The following is a 13,352-nucleotide window of genomic DNA, read 5'->3' as shown; positions in this document are numbered from 1 at the left end:
GTCATGACGCGGCCGGCTCGGCGCGCTAGCTTGCGCCGGTCGTTCAGACCTTGAGCGTTCCCGCGTTTCTCCGAAGCGTGGAAAGGTTCTCGATCCTTATCGTGTCGCATTGTCTTCAGGCGAACCGGTATCCGCTTCGCTCGAAACTGCTCTAAGTCTGCCAGAGGCCGTTCATGCCGCGCTTTGCCGCCAATCTCTCGATGATGTTCACGGAGTGGGGCTTCCTCGATCGTTTCAAGGCTGCGTCGGAAGCAGGGTTCGAGGCCGTCGAATTCCTGTTCCCCTATGAGCATGCGCCCGAGCAGGTCGGGCTGGCGCTGGCCGGCGGCGAGCTGGAGCAGGCACTGTTCAACCTGCCGCCGGGCGACTGGGCGGCCGGAGAGCGGGGCATCGCGGCGCTGGCCGGGCGCGAGGCGGAGTTCAAGGCTTCCGTCGATACGGCGCTGGCCTATGTCCATGAGACCGGCGTCCCACGCCTGCACATGATGGCGGGGCTTGCCGACCCCGACGACCCGACCGCACAGAAAACCTATCGCGCCTCGATCGCCTATGCCGCCGACAGGCTCGGCGAGCACGGCATCGACCTTCTGCTCGAGCCGATCAACGGCAAGGACATGCCGGGCTATTTCCTCAACGATTTCGACCGGGCCGCCGCTTATGTGCGCGAGGCCGGGCGGCCGAACGTGAAGTTGCAGTTCGACATGTATCACTGCGCGCTGATCCATGGCGACGTGTCGGGTAAGCTCAAGGCGCTCTACCCACTCGTCGGCCATGTCCAGATCGCGCGGGCCAATGGCCGGCACGAGCCCGATGCCTCCGGCCCCGACTATCCCCGGCTCTTCGCCGAGCTCGACGCGCTCGGCTATGGCGGCTTCGTCGGCTGTGAGTACAAGCCGGAGCATGGCACGCTGGAGGGGCTCGGCTGGTTCGCGCCCTGGCGAAAGCCGCTCTGATGCGCCCGCCATCGATCGCCTATCCCGTCCTGCTCGCCGATATCGGCGGCACGAATTGCCGGCTCTCGCTGGCGGGGGATCCCGACAGCCCGCAGCGTGCCCTGGCGCGGATCGGCACGGGCAGCTACCCGACGCCGGAAGCGGCCTTCGAGAGCGTCATCGCCGAACTGCCGGAACGGCCGCGCTCGGCGATCCTCGCCGTGGCCGGGCCGCTCGATGGCCGCAGCGCCCAGTTGACCAATGCGAGCTGGCAGTTCGACGGGCCGCGGATCGCCCAGGCTCTCAGCTTGAACCAAGGGCTCCTGGTCAATGATTTCGAGGCCCTCGCGGCCTCCCTCGCGGTTTTGAACCCGGGCGATGTCGAGACACTGGTCGAGGGTGATCCGGAGCCGGAGGGGGTGAAGCTCGTGCTCGGTCCGGGTACGGGGTTCGGCGCCTCGGCGTTGCTGACGCGCGGCGAGCGCGGTTTCCTGATCCCGACCGAGGCAGGGCATATCGGCATTGGCCCGGAAGACCCGACGGAACAGCGGATGTGGCCGGTGCTGGCGGCCGGGCTGCCGCGCCTCACGGTCGAGCATCTGCTCAGCGGCGACGGGCTCGTCCGCCTCCACCGCGCCGTGGTCGCAACCTCGGGCATGGCGGAGGCCGATACCAGCGCTGCCGATATCAGCCGGCTCGCGCTGGACGGAAATCCGGCGGCGCTGATGACGGTCGTCTGTTTCTGGCGGCTGCTCGCGCGCGTCGCGGGCGATCTCGCCCTCTCGTTCAAGGCGACGGGCGGGGTCTTCATCGCGGGCGGCATCGCGCCGAAGCTCCTGCCGCTGGCGGACCGCGCGACCGTCAAGGCCGTCTTCGCGGGCAAGCCGCCGATGGAGGCTCTGGCGGCGCGCTTCGCCCTGCATGTCATCACGGCGCAGGATGCCGCCGAACAGGGGCTTGCGGCGATCGCGGCCAATCTGCCGCGTTTCGGCCTCGACGATCCCAAGCGGTTGTGGTTTGGCTGAGCGCCTTCCACAGACCCGTCCTTCGGAAAACATCGAGATCGCGTGCAGCCCATCCATTCCATCCAGGTCCTGCGCGCGCTCGCAGCGTTCATGGTCGCCGTGCACCATGTCCAGCCCGATGCCGCCATCGTGGCGGAGCGCGCGGGGCTCGCCTTCGCCCGCAGCGACATCCTGCCCTGGATGGCCGGCGTCGATATCTTCTTCGTCGTCTCCGGTTTCATCATGGTCCATGCCTCGCAGGACCTGTTCGGGCGGCAGGGCGCTTCGCTCGCCTTCCTGAGGCGTCGCCTCGCCCGCATCGTGCCGCTCTACTGGGCGATGACGACGCTGTTCCTGCTGGTCGGCCTCGCCGTTCCGGCGCTTCTTAATTCGGGCGCGCCGAGCTTCGGCCAAATCCTCGGCTCCTATCTGTTCTGGCCCATGGTCTCGACGCAAGGGGTGGTGCAGCCGGTCTATTCGCTGGGCTGGACGCTGAATTACGAGATGCTGTTCTACGCCCTGTTCGCCGTCGGGCTCCTGCTGCCGGCGCGCTGGACCTTGCCGGCGGTCGCGCTGGCGCTGGCGCTGCTGGTCGCAGCGGAGAGCCTGGGCGGGCCGACGCCGTTGCCCTTCGCGTTCTGGGGGCAGCCGATCGTCCTCGAATTCGCCGCCGGCATGGGTATCGCGGTGTTGCGTGGGCGAGGCTTGCGCCTGCATGGCGCGGCGCGGATCGCGGTCGCGGCGGCCGGCGTCGCGGTGCTCGTAGCCGCCGCGCATGTTCCGGGAACCGATGGCGGCTGGAGCAGCGTGCTCTGGCGCGGATCGGCGGCCCTGCTGCTGGTGCTGGCGGCTTCCTGCGGCCGGGAGGGCATCGTACCGCTGCTGCCGGTCAAGGCGCTGGCGGCGGTCGGTGACGCCTCCTATGCGCTCTACCTCGTCCACCCCTTCGTGATCCGGGGCATGCGCGAGGCCGTGCTGCGGGTGGGGCTGGCCTGGCCGGCGCTTTACATCGTGCTCGCGCTGACCGGCGCGGTCGTCGCGGCGCTGCTGCTCCATCGCTGTTTCGAGCGGCCGGCGACGCGGCTGGCGCGGCACTGGCTCGGGGGCTGAACCCGACCTCTCAGCTCAGCTTCATGCCCTTGAGCGACTGGCCGACGACGCCACCGTCCTTGCGCCGCTGGGCGCGCCTGGACTTGATCGTCTCGACATGCTCCGGCTGAGGATAATAGCCGCGCTCCATGATCTCGAGCGAATATTCCTCATAGGTCAGGCCGAGCGCCTCGGCCTTCTCCTGCCGGCTGATCGCGACCTCGCGCGGCTTCTTCCAGGCCTTGCGATGGGCGAAGCGCCAGTCGAAATAGCGGCCGATCGTGCCCTTGCCGGTTTCCGCGCGCCGCTTGCGTTCTTGCAGGGGCGGGCCGCCATTATGGCCGATTCCGATGGGGCGCGGGCGGGCTGAAGGCATGGCTGGCTTTCGACTCGATGCGAGGGCCACGATAAGGGCGCGATTTCGGCTGGCAAGTGGCATGCCATGCCCGGCGGGCGTGACAGCGGCGCCTGCACTCTCGTCTTCATGGGGCATCGGATCGATCCGAAAAGTGGTTTCCACTTTTCGGTCCGATGCTCTATCCCGCAGGCCAGTTCACAGGACGAACCATGGCCCCTTTGCTGCATCTGCGCGACGTCGCGCTCACCTTTGGCGGACAGCCGCTGCTCGAAGCGGCCGAGATATCCGTCTCGGCTGGCGAGCGGGTCAGCCTCGTCGGGCGCAACGGCTCGGGCAAGTCGACCCTGCTCAAGATCGCGGCGGGGCTCGTCGAGCCCGACCATGCCGAACGCTTCGTCCAGCCCGGCGCGACCATCCGCTATCTGCCGCAGGAGCCGGATTTCACCGGCTACAAGACCTCGCTCGCCTATGTCGAAGCCGGCCTCGGGCCGGGCGACGACGCCTATCGCGCGCAATATCTCGTCACGGAGCTCGGCCTGACCGGCGAGGAGAATCCCGCCACCATGTCCGGCGGCGAGTCCCGGCGCGCAGCGCTGGCCCGGGTGCTGGCGCCGGAGCCGGACATTCTGCTTCTTGACGAACCGACCAACCATCTCGACCTGCCCGTCATCGAATGGCTGGAGCAGGAATTGAAGTCGTTGCGCTCGGCCATGGTGCTGATCAGCCACGACCGGCGCTTCCTGACCTCGCTGTCACGCGCCACCGTCTGGCTCGATCGCGGCGTGACGCGGCGGATGGAGAAGGGCTTCGGAGATTTCGAGGCCTGGCGCGACGAGGTGCTGGCTCAGGAGGAGCTCGATCGCCACAAGCTCGACCGCAAGATCGCGCGTGAGGAGGACTGGCTGCGCTATGGCGTCAGCGCCCGGCGCACCCGCAACCAGCGCCGGCTTGGCGAGCTGTTCGCGCTGCGCGACCAGCGCCGCACCGCACGCGCCGCCACCGGCAATGTCCGGCTGGAGGCGAGCGAGGCGCAGACCTCCGGCAAGCTCGTGATCGAGGCGGTGGATGTCGCCAAGGCCTATGGCGACAACGTCGTCGTCAAGAACCTGTCGCTCAGGGTGGCGCGCGGCGACCGGATCGGCATCGTCGGGCCGAACGGGGCCGGCAAGACCACGCTGATCAATTTGCTGACCGGCGGGCTTCAGCCCGATTCCGGCACGGTGAAGCTCGGCACCTCGCTGGAGATGATGACGCTCGACCAGCGCCGCGAAAGCCTTGATCCGGCGACGCCGCTGGGCGATGCGCTGACCGGCGGCGGCTCGGACCAGGTCATGGTCGGCGGCCAGCCGCGCCATGTCGTCTCCTATATGAAGGACTTCCTGTTCCAGCCTTTGCAGCGTGGCACGGCGGTCGGCGCGCTCTCGGGCGGGGAGCGCGGGCGCCTGATGCTGGCGCGCGCGCTCGCGAAGCCCTCGAACCTGCTGGTGCTGGACGAGCCGACCAACGATCTCGACCTCGAAACCCTCGACCTGCTGCAGGAGCTGCTCGCCGATTACCAGGGCACGGTGCTGCTGGTCAGCCATGATCGCGACTTCCTCGACCGGGTCGTCTCGGCCGTGCTGATCTCGGATGGCGACGGGGTCTGGACCGAATATGCCGGTGGCTATTCCGACATGCTGACGCAGCGCGGGCGCGGCGTTGGCGCGAAGGCGAGGGTCGTCGAGAAGCCGGCCGCCGCCGCGCCGAAATCCGCTCCCCCGGCCGCGCCCGCCGCTTCGAGCGCCAAACGCAAGCTCTCCTTCAACGAGAAGCATGCGCTGGAAACCTTGCCCAAGAAGATCGAGGCGTTGCAGGCGGAAGCCGCCAAGCTCAACGCCGCCGTGGCGGGCGATCTCTACACCCGCGACCCGAAGCTCTTCGCCAAGGCGACGGCGCGGCTGGAAGAGGTCGCGCGCGAGATCGGCGACGCGGAGGAGCGCTGGCTGGAGCTCGAGATGCTACGCGAGGAGATCGGGGCGTAACCCCTTGCCGTCATGCTCGGGCTTGACCCGAGCATCTCGTAAACCAGCGCTCTCGTCACGAGATTCTCGGGTCTGCGCTTCGCTTCGCCCGAGAATGACAAGTAGCCATTCGATTTCCGTATCCGGCCCCGCCCAAAAGCGCATTTACGACCGCGCTCAATCGTTTCAAACATCGCGGCAAATCGAGATCACGAGGAACGACCATGAGACTGAAGGGCAAGACGGCGCTGGTGACCGGCGCGGCACAGGGTTTTGGCTTCGGCATCGCCGAGACTTTCGTGCGCGAGGGCGCGCGCGTCGCGGTGCTCGATATCAACGGCGACAAGGCGAAGGAGGCCGCGAAGGCGATCGGCCGCAAGGCTTTCGCCGTCACCTGCGATGTCGGCAAGGCCAAGAGCGTCGACAAGGCGCTGGAGAAGATCCTCGCCAAGGTCGGGCGGCTCGACATCGTCGTCAACAATGCCGGCACGACCCATCGCAACAAGCCGATGACCGAGGTGACCGAGGAGGAGTTCGACCGAATCTTCGCGGTCAATGTGAAGTCGATCTACTTGATGGCGCGGGCGACCGTGCCGCATTTCCGCCAGCATGGCGGCGGCGTCATCCTGAATATAGGCTCGACGGCTGGCGTGCGGCCGCGTCCGGGCCTGACCTGGTACAATGGCTCGAAGGGCGCCGCGAACCTGATCTCGCAATCGATGGCGGTCGAACTCGCGCCGGACAAGATCCGCGTCAACGCCATCGCGCCGGTCGCGGGCGAGACGCCGCTGCTCGCCACCTTCATGGGGGAGGATACGCCGGAGCGGCGCGCGCAGTTCACGGCCTCGATTCCGTGGGGCCGCTTCTCGACGCCGCAGGACATCGCCAATGCCGCATTGTTCCTGTGCTCGGACGAGGCCGACATGGTGACGGGCAGCGTGCTGGCCGTCGATGGCGGGCGCTGCGTCTGAGCGGGCCGGCTACAGCATCGGCTTTCCCCGAAAACCGCAGTCCGCTTTTCGGGCCGATGTCCTATTTCAGACCGCGCCGGCCGAATTCGGTTCGCCGGTGCGGCACCGGCGCCTGACGGGCCGAGCCGAGGAAGCCCGGTGGGCGGGCGGGGACGGGCACCATCGGGATCGGCCTCTCGCCGGCGATCGCCTGTTCCATGGCCAGCGCGAGCTGCGTATCGACGCGCCCCGGGTCGCCGTCGGCCGAGATGAAGCGGCCGGGTGACGAACCGGCGCCGCTGCGCGCCTCGGCGGGGGCGGATGGCGCGTACAGGAGATAGAACCAGAAGCCGCCCAGCAGGAGATAGACCAGGCCGGCATGTTCCGTGCCGTCCAGCGGGCTTTCGTTCGTCCGCACGATCAAGGCCTGGATTTGCAGGGCGAGCGCCGTGCAGGTGACGATCAGGTAGATGCCGGCCAGCAATTCGCCACCGCCGGCGTCGCGGTTGCGGCGGATGGCGTAGCTGACGCGCTTGTATCCGAAAAAGGCGCCGACCAGGAAAGCCGTCGCGGCCAGCCGGTAGCGCCCCTGTCCGGGCGGACCGAAGAAGGCCTCGTGCTGGACTGCGATGCAGGTCAGCAGGACCGCGGTCTCGGCCAGGCCGAGCAGGCTTGACCTGACGAAGAACTGGCTGCGGCCGAGCGTTCCGGCAAACATCGCACGCTCCTTCCCTGAAGAGAGCCTACGACCTGCGCGTGAAAGACGGGTAAATGCGGAGGGAGCAAAAGTAACGTTGTGCCGGCGTTACACGGGCTTTGCGTGCAGCGCGATCGTCTGGCGGAGCATGACCGTTCCGTCAGGCTCGAAGCCGCGCTGCTCCAGCGTGATCTGCGGCTTCCCGGCGTCACCGTCGATATGGAGGAGATGCCAGGTGCCGAGCTCGCCATGGCCGAGCGGGCCGAGCGAGGCGGAGGGCACGCCGACGATCGGCATGTCGTGCTCCGGGCCCGGGCGCCAGGCCAGCGAGAACATGTGGTTGTGGCCGTGCAGGACGAGGTCTGCGCCCTTCTGCTTCAGCATGGCCTCGAAGGCGGCAGCATCGACCAGTTCGCGGCCGCGCTTGGCGCCGCCGACATAGGGCGGGTGGTGGATGAGGATGACGCGGATCAGCTTTTCGTCGCGGGCGCGGTCGAGCAGCGCGCCCGTCCTGGCGATCTGCTCGCCGCCGACGCGGCCCGTCGCCATCAGCGGCAGGGTCGGCACGGCGCTGCTGACGCCGATCAGGGCCACCGGCCCGCGACGGCGATACCAGGGATAGGCGGCGACGCCGTCGTCGCTCGCCGACCAGGGCGCCAGCAGGCTGGCGAGCGCCTTCAGCGAGGAGCGCGCATAGGCGTCGTGATTGCCCGGCACGAAGCTGACCGCCTCGCGGGGGCCCAGCGTGTCGAGGAAGGAGACGGCTGTCTTGAACTCGTTCGGCAAGCCGATATGCGCGACATCGCCGGTGCAGGCGACGTGATCGGGAGCTTGCGCATGGATATCGGCGACGATCCGCGCCAGGATGTCCATGTCATGCGCATGCCGGCGCTTGCGGCGCCAGTTGACATAACCGGTCGCGCGCTTGCCGAGAAGCTGATGCAAAGAAAACCCGGCCAGCGGGCCGAGATGCGGGTCGGACAGGTGCGCGAGCTTGAACACGCTCCAGCGCTTGCCCTCACGGCAGGCCCCCCGTCAAGCGCGCAATTCAGCGCGGTCGGCGGGGCGGACAGGTGATCTTAGTTGGCAGCGCCGGTGAGCTCGGACACGATGCGGGAATCGGTCATCGTGACGGCGGGCTTCCAGACATAGGCCGGCTTGGCCTTGAAGCGGGAGATGATGAAAGAGAGCAACATGGTTCGGGTTCCAGCGGACAGGCGTTTCTATGCACCCTCATTTGGGGCGCGTTTGTGACAGGGCCAGAGTTAATCTAACGCGTCCGTTATGCAGTTTTTGCATAGACAATTCATATGGAGTGGGAAAACGAGCCGATGGAGCCATCACCGCCCGAAAGGGCCATGCGTGAAGAGCCCGGCCTTTCATGGGCGCGCCGGATGCTGGGGCGCCTGCTACATCTTTATTTCCGGCTGGTCCGCAGCGTCACCTTCGGGGTGCGGGTGGCCGTGATCAGCGAAGCCGGCGAGGTCTTCCTCATCCGCCACACCTATGTTCCCGGCTGGCATCTTCCCGGCGGCGGGGTCGAGGTGGGGGAGACGGTCCTGGACGCATTGGCGCGCGAGCTGCAGGAGGAGGCCTGCATCACGCCGACGGGCACGCCCCGCCTGTACGGCATCTATTTCAACCGCCGCGTCTCGCGGCGCGACCATGTCGCGCTCTATGTCGTGCGGGCCTTCCGGGTGGATAGCGTCAAGCGACCCGATCGCGAGATCGCCGAGGCCGGCTTCTTTCCGCTCGACCATCTGCCGGAGGGCGTGACGGCCGGGACGCGCCGTCGGCTGGAGGAGATCGCCAAGGATCTGCCGCCGGCCGCCGATTGGTAAGGCGGGCCGGAAGGCACCCGAAGGTCGTCCGTTCGCGCTCGTGTCAGTTGGCGCTTTTGGCGAGCGCGGTGAAATCCGCGTCGAGCCTGGCGAGAGCATCGGCGATCCGCGCGCGCTTCTCCTTGACCCAGCCATCCTGCTGGTCGAGGCGCTGCCGGGCCTCGCGCAGCATGCGCTCCATTTCGGCCGGCTGCGGGCCGCCGGAGGTGGCGCGGTTCTTCACGATGGCGACGGGATCGAGCGCCGCGCGAAACTCGGCCTCGCTCATCGGCAGCTCGGCCGGCGAAAGCTGCATTTCGGCGGCGGCCTTGCGGTAGATCGCCTGGGCCTGCGCATAGGGGAAATCGGTCGGCTTGATGGCGTTGAGCTTGGCGTAATCGACGACCTCGGAGGCGAAATGGTGCCCGGCGCGGAAGGGCAGCTTGTACCTCCGCATCAGCACGTCGGCGAGTTCCTGGGAGGCGGTCCAGTCGCTGTTGAGCTCGTCCAGAGCCCGTTCGGGATCGATCGCCAGCGCCTTCAGGATGCGGTCGAGATCCTGAAGGGTCCTGGTGGCGCTGTCGATCATCGCGCTGTTGGCCTTGGCGTCCTTGGCGTCGGGCATGCCGGGCGGGATGTTGTGGGCCTTGAAGACCGGGCCCATCGCCAATGTGAGCGCTGTCGAGGCCTGCTCGCGCGTGCCGTTGAGCAGGCCGGGATTGCGCTTCTGCGGCATGGCGCTCGACACATAGGTGGTGCCGCCGCCGGTGGTGCCGCCTTCTTCGCGCAGGAGAATCCAGGGGCGTGGCTGCGCATATTGCGTCATCACGTCCTGAATATAGCCGCCGGCATGGAGCGCGATGCCGGTGACGATGGAGCCCGCTTCGACGGGCAGATCGGCGGCCGCGATCTGCGAGGCATCATAGGCGTTGTCGACGAGGGCGCCGAAGCCGAGATAATCGGCCATGCGCTGGCGGTCGAGCGGCCAGCTCGTGCCGTTGAGCACGGTCGTGCCCATCGGCGAATGGTCGAGCCGGGCGTAGAACTCGCGGATGCGCTGGGCGTCCCTGTCGAAGCCGGCGACGAGGCCGAGCAGGTAATGGCCATAGCTGTTGGGCTGGGCGGCGACGCCGTTGGTGTAGTTGGGGACGATGGTGCCTTGATGCGCCGCGGCCAGCTCGACCATCGTCCGCATGGTCTTGCCGAGCTGGTCGGCCAATGCCAGCAGCCGGTCGCGCATGATCGCCGCGCGATAGGTCGCGTGCATGTCCTGGCTTGAGCGGCCGGCATGGATCAGCGTGACCTCGACACCGGCCTCCTTGATCATCAGCGGCTCGAAGGTGATGACGGTCGAGGGGCGCTTGGCGCCGGGCTGGTTGCCGGCCTCGATCACCCGCGCGATGCCCTGTGCGATCTTGGGGGCGAGCGCCTTGTCGAGCAGGCCCGCCTGGCTGTTGATGACGGTGCTCGCCTTGTTGATCTCGCCGAGCCAGAAGAATTCGTCGCGCGGCGGAGCCTTGTTCGGGCCGCCTTGCTGCTGGGCTCCCGCAGGTAGCGAGCAGGCGACCGCCAGGGCCGCGATGCCCGCCCGCATCAGCTTGTTCATCATGAGGTTTCCTCCGTTTTCGGGGAGGCGCCTGCGCATCGGCATGCTCTGGCCCGCCCGCTTGTCGTTGCTCTTGCAGGTCGAGGAGGAGTTGAAACCAATCGCTGCGAGGCGGCAAGCCGGCCATGGCTGCGCAGGAAGCGATGGACGCCCATGCGAAGCTCTGCTAGAGGCGCGCTCGATGAACGACCTTCACAGCCAGAGCGACCTGCGACGACCGATGCGCTGAATGCGCCTCCCGGCCTGAGCGCCCGCGCGCCCGGCCTTCGTCATTATCCCGCCGCTGCTGTTTTCCCCGGTCGTCATGACATCCCTGCCTTTGACCATTCGCCACGAGCTTCCCGTGGACCAGGCCGCCATCGAGCGGCTGCATGAGCGCGCCTTCGGCCCCGGCCGCTTCGCGCGCACCGCCTTCCGCCTGCGCGAAGGCGTGCCGCCCGATCCGGCTTTGTCCTTCGCGGCACATGTCGGCACCTTCCTCGTGGGCTCGGTCAAGGTGACGCCGGTCGCCGCCGGCGGGCACGCGGCGCTGATGCTCGGGCCGCTGACGGTCGATCCCGCTTTCGAGGGCAGGGGGATCGGCGCGGCGCTGATGAACCGCTCGATCGAGGCGGCGCGCGCGGCCGGGCACGATCTCGTCATGCTGATCGGCGATGCGCCCTATTACGCCCGCTTCGGCTTCAAGGTCATTCCGCCGGGGCAGCTCATCCTGCCCGGCCCTGCCGATCCCTCGCGCTTCCTGGCGCTGGAGCTCGTCGAGGGCGTGCTGGCGCAGCGGCGCGGGGCGGTGAGCCCGCTACGGGCTACGCCTCGCGCCTGAAGCGCCTTCCGCTCTCGCCGAGCCAGCCGGCGACGAGCGCGCCGAACAGGATCGCGAGCCCGATCAGACCGACGAAGAGCGGCGAGATCTGGACGCCGCGGACGATGCCGGAATCGCTGATCCTGAGGCCGATCCAGTCGGCGCCGGCGAACTGGCTGCCGGAGCGTACCGGGACGATGCGCGGAACGTTGACGCCGGAATCGCCCTCATGGCCGATACGGCGCGATGAGCCGCCGGTCGACTGGGCCAGGACCTGCAGCGCGTTGGGATCGCTGACCACGTCCATCAGCTCGCGCGGATTCTCCGGCCCGACGCTGGCAAAGGCGGTGAGGTTGTCGGCGGTGAGGCGATAAAGGCCCTGCTGGTCCGTCGGGATACGGGCGGTGAAGAGACCGGGTTGTCCGGCTTCGAGCGCGACCTGCCGCGACCCACCGTCGGGGCCGGTGATGGTGACGGGGGAGGGATTGTCGCCCAGCGTCTGGCGCTCAACCTCGACGATGCCGTTGCGGGCGGTGGCGCGCAGCGCCTCCTCCTCCAGCTCCGGCTCCTTCATCAGCCAGTGGCTGAGGCGCCTGAGCAGGTCGAGATAGGGGCCGCCATTGCGAAAGCCGCGGGCCCAGAGCCATTCATGGTCGGAGAGGAAGAGCGCGACACGGCCCTTCTGCTCGCGTGAGAGCATCAGGAGCGGGCGGTCGCCGGGGCCGGTCATCACCGGGGCGGCGCCGGCTCGCGCCTGCGCGCCGACCATGCGCAGCCACTCGCCCCAACGCGGCGGATCGACCTCAGAGCCCGGCAGGTCGCGGGTGACGGGGTGGCGCTTGCCGAGGTCGCTGACGCGGGCGCGATAAGCCTCGTCGATGACGCTGCCATCCGGCACGGCCGGCAGGATCTGGCCGAGCGGCGTGCGCGCGAGCGTCTGGCCGCCGGCATATTCGGGGCCGGCGGCGACGAGCAGCGCCCCGCCTTCGCGGACATAGCGGACGATGTTGTCGAAATAGACCAGCGGCAGGATTGACTGGTTGGCGTAGCGGTCGAAGATGATCAGGTCGAATTCCTTGATCTTGACCTGGAACAATTCGCGCGTCGGAAAGGCGATCAGCGACAATTCGTTGATCGGCGTACCGTCCTGCTTCTCCGGCGGACGCAGGATGGTGAAATGGACGAGGTCGACATTGGCGTCGGCCTTGAGCAGGTTGCGCCATGTGCGCTCGCCCGGATGCGGCTCGCCCGAGACCAGCAGCACGCGCAGTTTGTCCCTGATACCCTCGATGGTGATGACCGCGCGGTTGTTGGCGAGCGTCAGTTCGTTGTCGAGCGGGGAGGCCTCGATTTCGACGACGTTCGGCCCGCCGCGATCGATGCGCACCGGCACCTGCACGACCTGCCCGGTCGCGACCTCGCGGCGGGCGACGATCTCGCCGTCGCGACGGATGGTCAGCCCGGCGCGGCCGGGGCCGCCCTTGTCGACGACGCGCAGCCGGATGATCTGGTCCTTGCCGACGATGCCGAAGCGCGGCGAATCGACCAGCACGATGCGCCGGTCGATCTCGGCGTTGCGGCCGGTGGTCAGGACATGCAGCGGCGCACGCAGGCCGAGCACCTCGGCATTGGGCGGCGCGTCATGGGCGAGGCCGTCGGTGATCGCGATGGCGCCGGCGACGCGCTCGGAAGGCACGTCGGCGAGGCTGTTGGTCAGCGCCTCGAACAGGCGGGTGCCGTCGCTCGTGCCCTGCGCGTCGCGGACGTCGACGATGCGGGTCTCGACATTGGGGATGCCGCGCAATTGCCGCTCGACATCGGCCAGGGCGGCGTCGGTCTGGGCCGTGCGGTCGGCGAGGCGGTTCGAGGCCGAGCGGTCGACCACGACCGAGACGACGTCCTTCACCGGCTCGCGGTCCTCGAAGACCAGGGAGGGGTCGGCGAGCGCGATGGCCAGCACCGCCAGCGCGAGCGCGCGCAGGATGGCGCTGCGGCCGGCCAGCACAATGGCCGCGCCCGCGGCGACGGCCGCCAGCACGGCGAGGCCGATCAAAAGCGGCAGCGGGATCAGCGGGGCGAAGGAGAAGCTCCACATGG

Annotated in this window: 12 protein-coding genes; 7 read left to right on the top strand and 5 right to left on the bottom strand. The window is 68.2% G+C overall.

Annotation, left to right across the window (positions count from 1 at the left end; all coding sequences use genetic code 11):
* The first annotated feature begins 173 nt into the window (after positions 1 to 173).
* The 3 genes from otnI to AB6806_RS08290 are packed head-to-tail and all read left to right on the top strand — an operon-like array spanning position 174 to position 3,046.
* On the top strand, positions 174 to 953 hold the full coding sequence (gene otnI / locus AB6806_RS08300; protein ID WP_038359283.1) for a 2-oxo-tetronate isomerase: 780 nt from the start codon (positions 174 to 176) through the stop codon (positions 951 to 953).
* Entirely contained in the window at positions 953 to 1,957 is a 1,005-nt protein-coding gene (locus tag AB6806_RS08295) for a glucokinase (RefSeq protein ID WP_038359281.1), read from the top strand. Before otnI ends, AB6806_RS08295 begins: the two co-directional genes overlap by 1 nt.
* 42 nt (positions 1,958 to 1,999) lie before the next feature.
* Positions 2,000 to 3,046: an acyltransferase family protein gene (locus AB6806_RS08290; RefSeq protein WP_370954410.1), complete on the top strand. Its 1,047-nt coding sequence runs from the start codon at positions 2,000 to 2,002 to the stop codon at positions 3,044 to 3,046.
* 10 nt (positions 3,047 to 3,056) lie between these two features.
* Here AB6806_RS08290 and AB6806_RS08285 read toward each other — a convergent pair whose 3' ends face one another.
* Positions 3,057 to 3,401 (bottom strand): hypothetical protein, encoded by a 345-nt coding sequence (locus tag AB6806_RS08285; protein ID WP_051987535.1) that lies wholly within the window; start codon positions 3,399 to 3,401, stop codon positions 3,057 to 3,059.
* Between the two features lie 191 nt (positions 3,402 to 3,592).
* On the opposite strand from AB6806_RS08285, the gene AB6806_RS08280 reads away from it, so the two are divergent.
* Positions 3,593 to 5,404: an ABC-F family ATP-binding cassette domain-containing protein gene (locus AB6806_RS08280; protein WP_370954409.1), complete on the top strand. Its 1,812-nt coding sequence runs from the start codon at positions 3,593 to 3,595 to the stop codon at positions 5,402 to 5,404.
* Between the two features lie 203 nt (positions 5,405 to 5,607).
* On the top strand, positions 5,608 to 6,354 hold the full coding sequence (locus tag AB6806_RS08275) for a glucose 1-dehydrogenase (protein ID WP_370954408.1): 747 nt from the start codon (positions 5,608 to 5,610) through the stop codon (positions 6,352 to 6,354).
* 61 nt (positions 6,355 to 6,415) lie between these two features.
* Here the strand turns inward: AB6806_RS08275 and AB6806_RS08270 are convergent, their stop codons facing one another.
* Together AB6806_RS08270 and AB6806_RS08265 are read right to left on the bottom strand one after the other, a co-directional pair.
* Entirely contained in the window at positions 6,416 to 7,051 is a 636-nt protein-coding gene (locus AB6806_RS08270) for a hypothetical protein (RefSeq protein ID WP_370954407.1), read from the bottom strand.
* Positions 7,052 to 7,138: 87 nt separating this feature from the next.
* Positions 7,139 to 8,032 (bottom strand): metallophosphoesterase family protein, encoded by an 894-nt coding sequence (locus AB6806_RS08265; RefSeq protein ID WP_113252643.1) that lies wholly within the window; start codon positions 8,030 to 8,032, stop codon positions 7,139 to 7,141.
* A gap of 356 nt (positions 8,033 to 8,388) precedes the next feature.
* On the opposite strand from AB6806_RS08265, the gene AB6806_RS08260 reads away from it, so the two are divergent.
* Entirely contained in the window at positions 8,389 to 8,871 is a 483-nt protein-coding gene (locus AB6806_RS08260) for an NUDIX domain-containing protein (protein WP_370954406.1), read from the top strand.
* A gap of 43 nt (positions 8,872 to 8,914) precedes the next feature.
* Here AB6806_RS08260 and AB6806_RS08255 read toward each other — a convergent pair whose 3' ends face one another.
* Positions 8,915 to 10,459, bottom strand: a complete 1,545-nt coding sequence (locus AB6806_RS08255) for a lyase family protein (protein ID WP_370954405.1) — start codon at positions 10,457 to 10,459, stop codon at positions 8,915 to 8,917.
* A 301-nt stretch (positions 10,460 to 10,760) separates the two neighbouring features.
* Here AB6806_RS08255 and AB6806_RS08250 point away from each other — a divergent pair, with 301 nt between their 5' ends.
* Positions 10,761 to 11,276, top strand: coding sequence for a GNAT family N-acetyltransferase (locus tag AB6806_RS08250; protein ID WP_113252641.1), 516 nt, complete (start codon positions 10,761 to 10,763; stop codon positions 11,274 to 11,276).
* On the opposite strand, the gene AB6806_RS08245 is transcribed toward AB6806_RS08250, so the two are convergent.
* Positions 11,260 to 13,350, bottom strand: coding sequence for a hypothetical protein (locus AB6806_RS08245; RefSeq protein ID WP_370954404.1), 2,091 nt, complete (start codon positions 13,348 to 13,350; stop codon positions 11,260 to 11,262). The genes AB6806_RS08250 and AB6806_RS08245 overlap by 17 nt on opposite strands.
* Between the last annotated feature and the right edge of the window lie 2 nt (positions 13,351 to 13,352).

Source organism: Allobosea sp. RCC_152_1 (genome assembly GCF_041360765.1).
Classification (GTDB): Bacteria; Pseudomonadota; Alphaproteobacteria; order Rhizobiales; family Beijerinckiaceae; genus Allobosea; species Allobosea spartocytisi.
This window is presented reverse-complemented; position numbering and strand designations above follow the sequence as displayed.

Bases quoted from the DNA above. Each gene is read 5' to 3' on its own strand.
- otnI (WP_038359283.1), top strand. From the start codon at position 174: ATGCCGCGCTTTGCCGCCAATCTCTCGATGATGTTCACGGAGTGGGGC.
- AB6806_RS08295 (WP_038359281.1), top strand. From the start codon at position 953: ATGCGCCCGCCATCGATCGCCTATCCCGTCCTGCTCGCCGATATCGGC.
- AB6806_RS08285 (WP_051987535.1), bottom strand. From the start codon at position 3,401: ATGCCTTCAGCCCGCCCGCGCCCCATCGGAATCGGCCATAATGGCGGC.
- AB6806_RS08280 (WP_370954409.1), top strand. From the start codon at position 3,593: ATGGCCCCTTTGCTGCATCTGCGCGACGTCGCGCTCACCTTTGGCGGA.
- AB6806_RS08275 (WP_370954408.1), top strand. From the start codon at position 5,608: ATGAGACTGAAGGGCAAGACGGCGCTGGTGACCGGCGCGGCACAGGGT.
- AB6806_RS08270 (WP_370954407.1), bottom strand. From the start codon at position 7,051: ATGTTTGCCGGAACGCTCGGCCGCAGCCAGTTCTTCGTCAGGTCAAGC.
- AB6806_RS08260 (WP_370954406.1), top strand. From the start codon at position 8,389: ATGCGTGAAGAGCCCGGCCTTTCATGGGCGCGCCGGATGCTGGGGCGC.
- AB6806_RS08255 (WP_370954405.1), bottom strand. From the start codon at position 10,459: ATGATGAACAAGCTGATGCGGGCGGGCATCGCGGCCCTGGCGGTCGCC.
- AB6806_RS08250 (WP_113252641.1), top strand. From the start codon at position 10,761: ATGACATCCCTGCCTTTGACCATTCGCCACGAGCTTCCCGTGGACCAG.
- AB6806_RS08245 (WP_370954404.1), bottom strand. From the start codon at position 13,350: ATGTGGAGCTTCTCCTTCGCCCCGCTGATCCCGCTGCCGCTTTTGATC.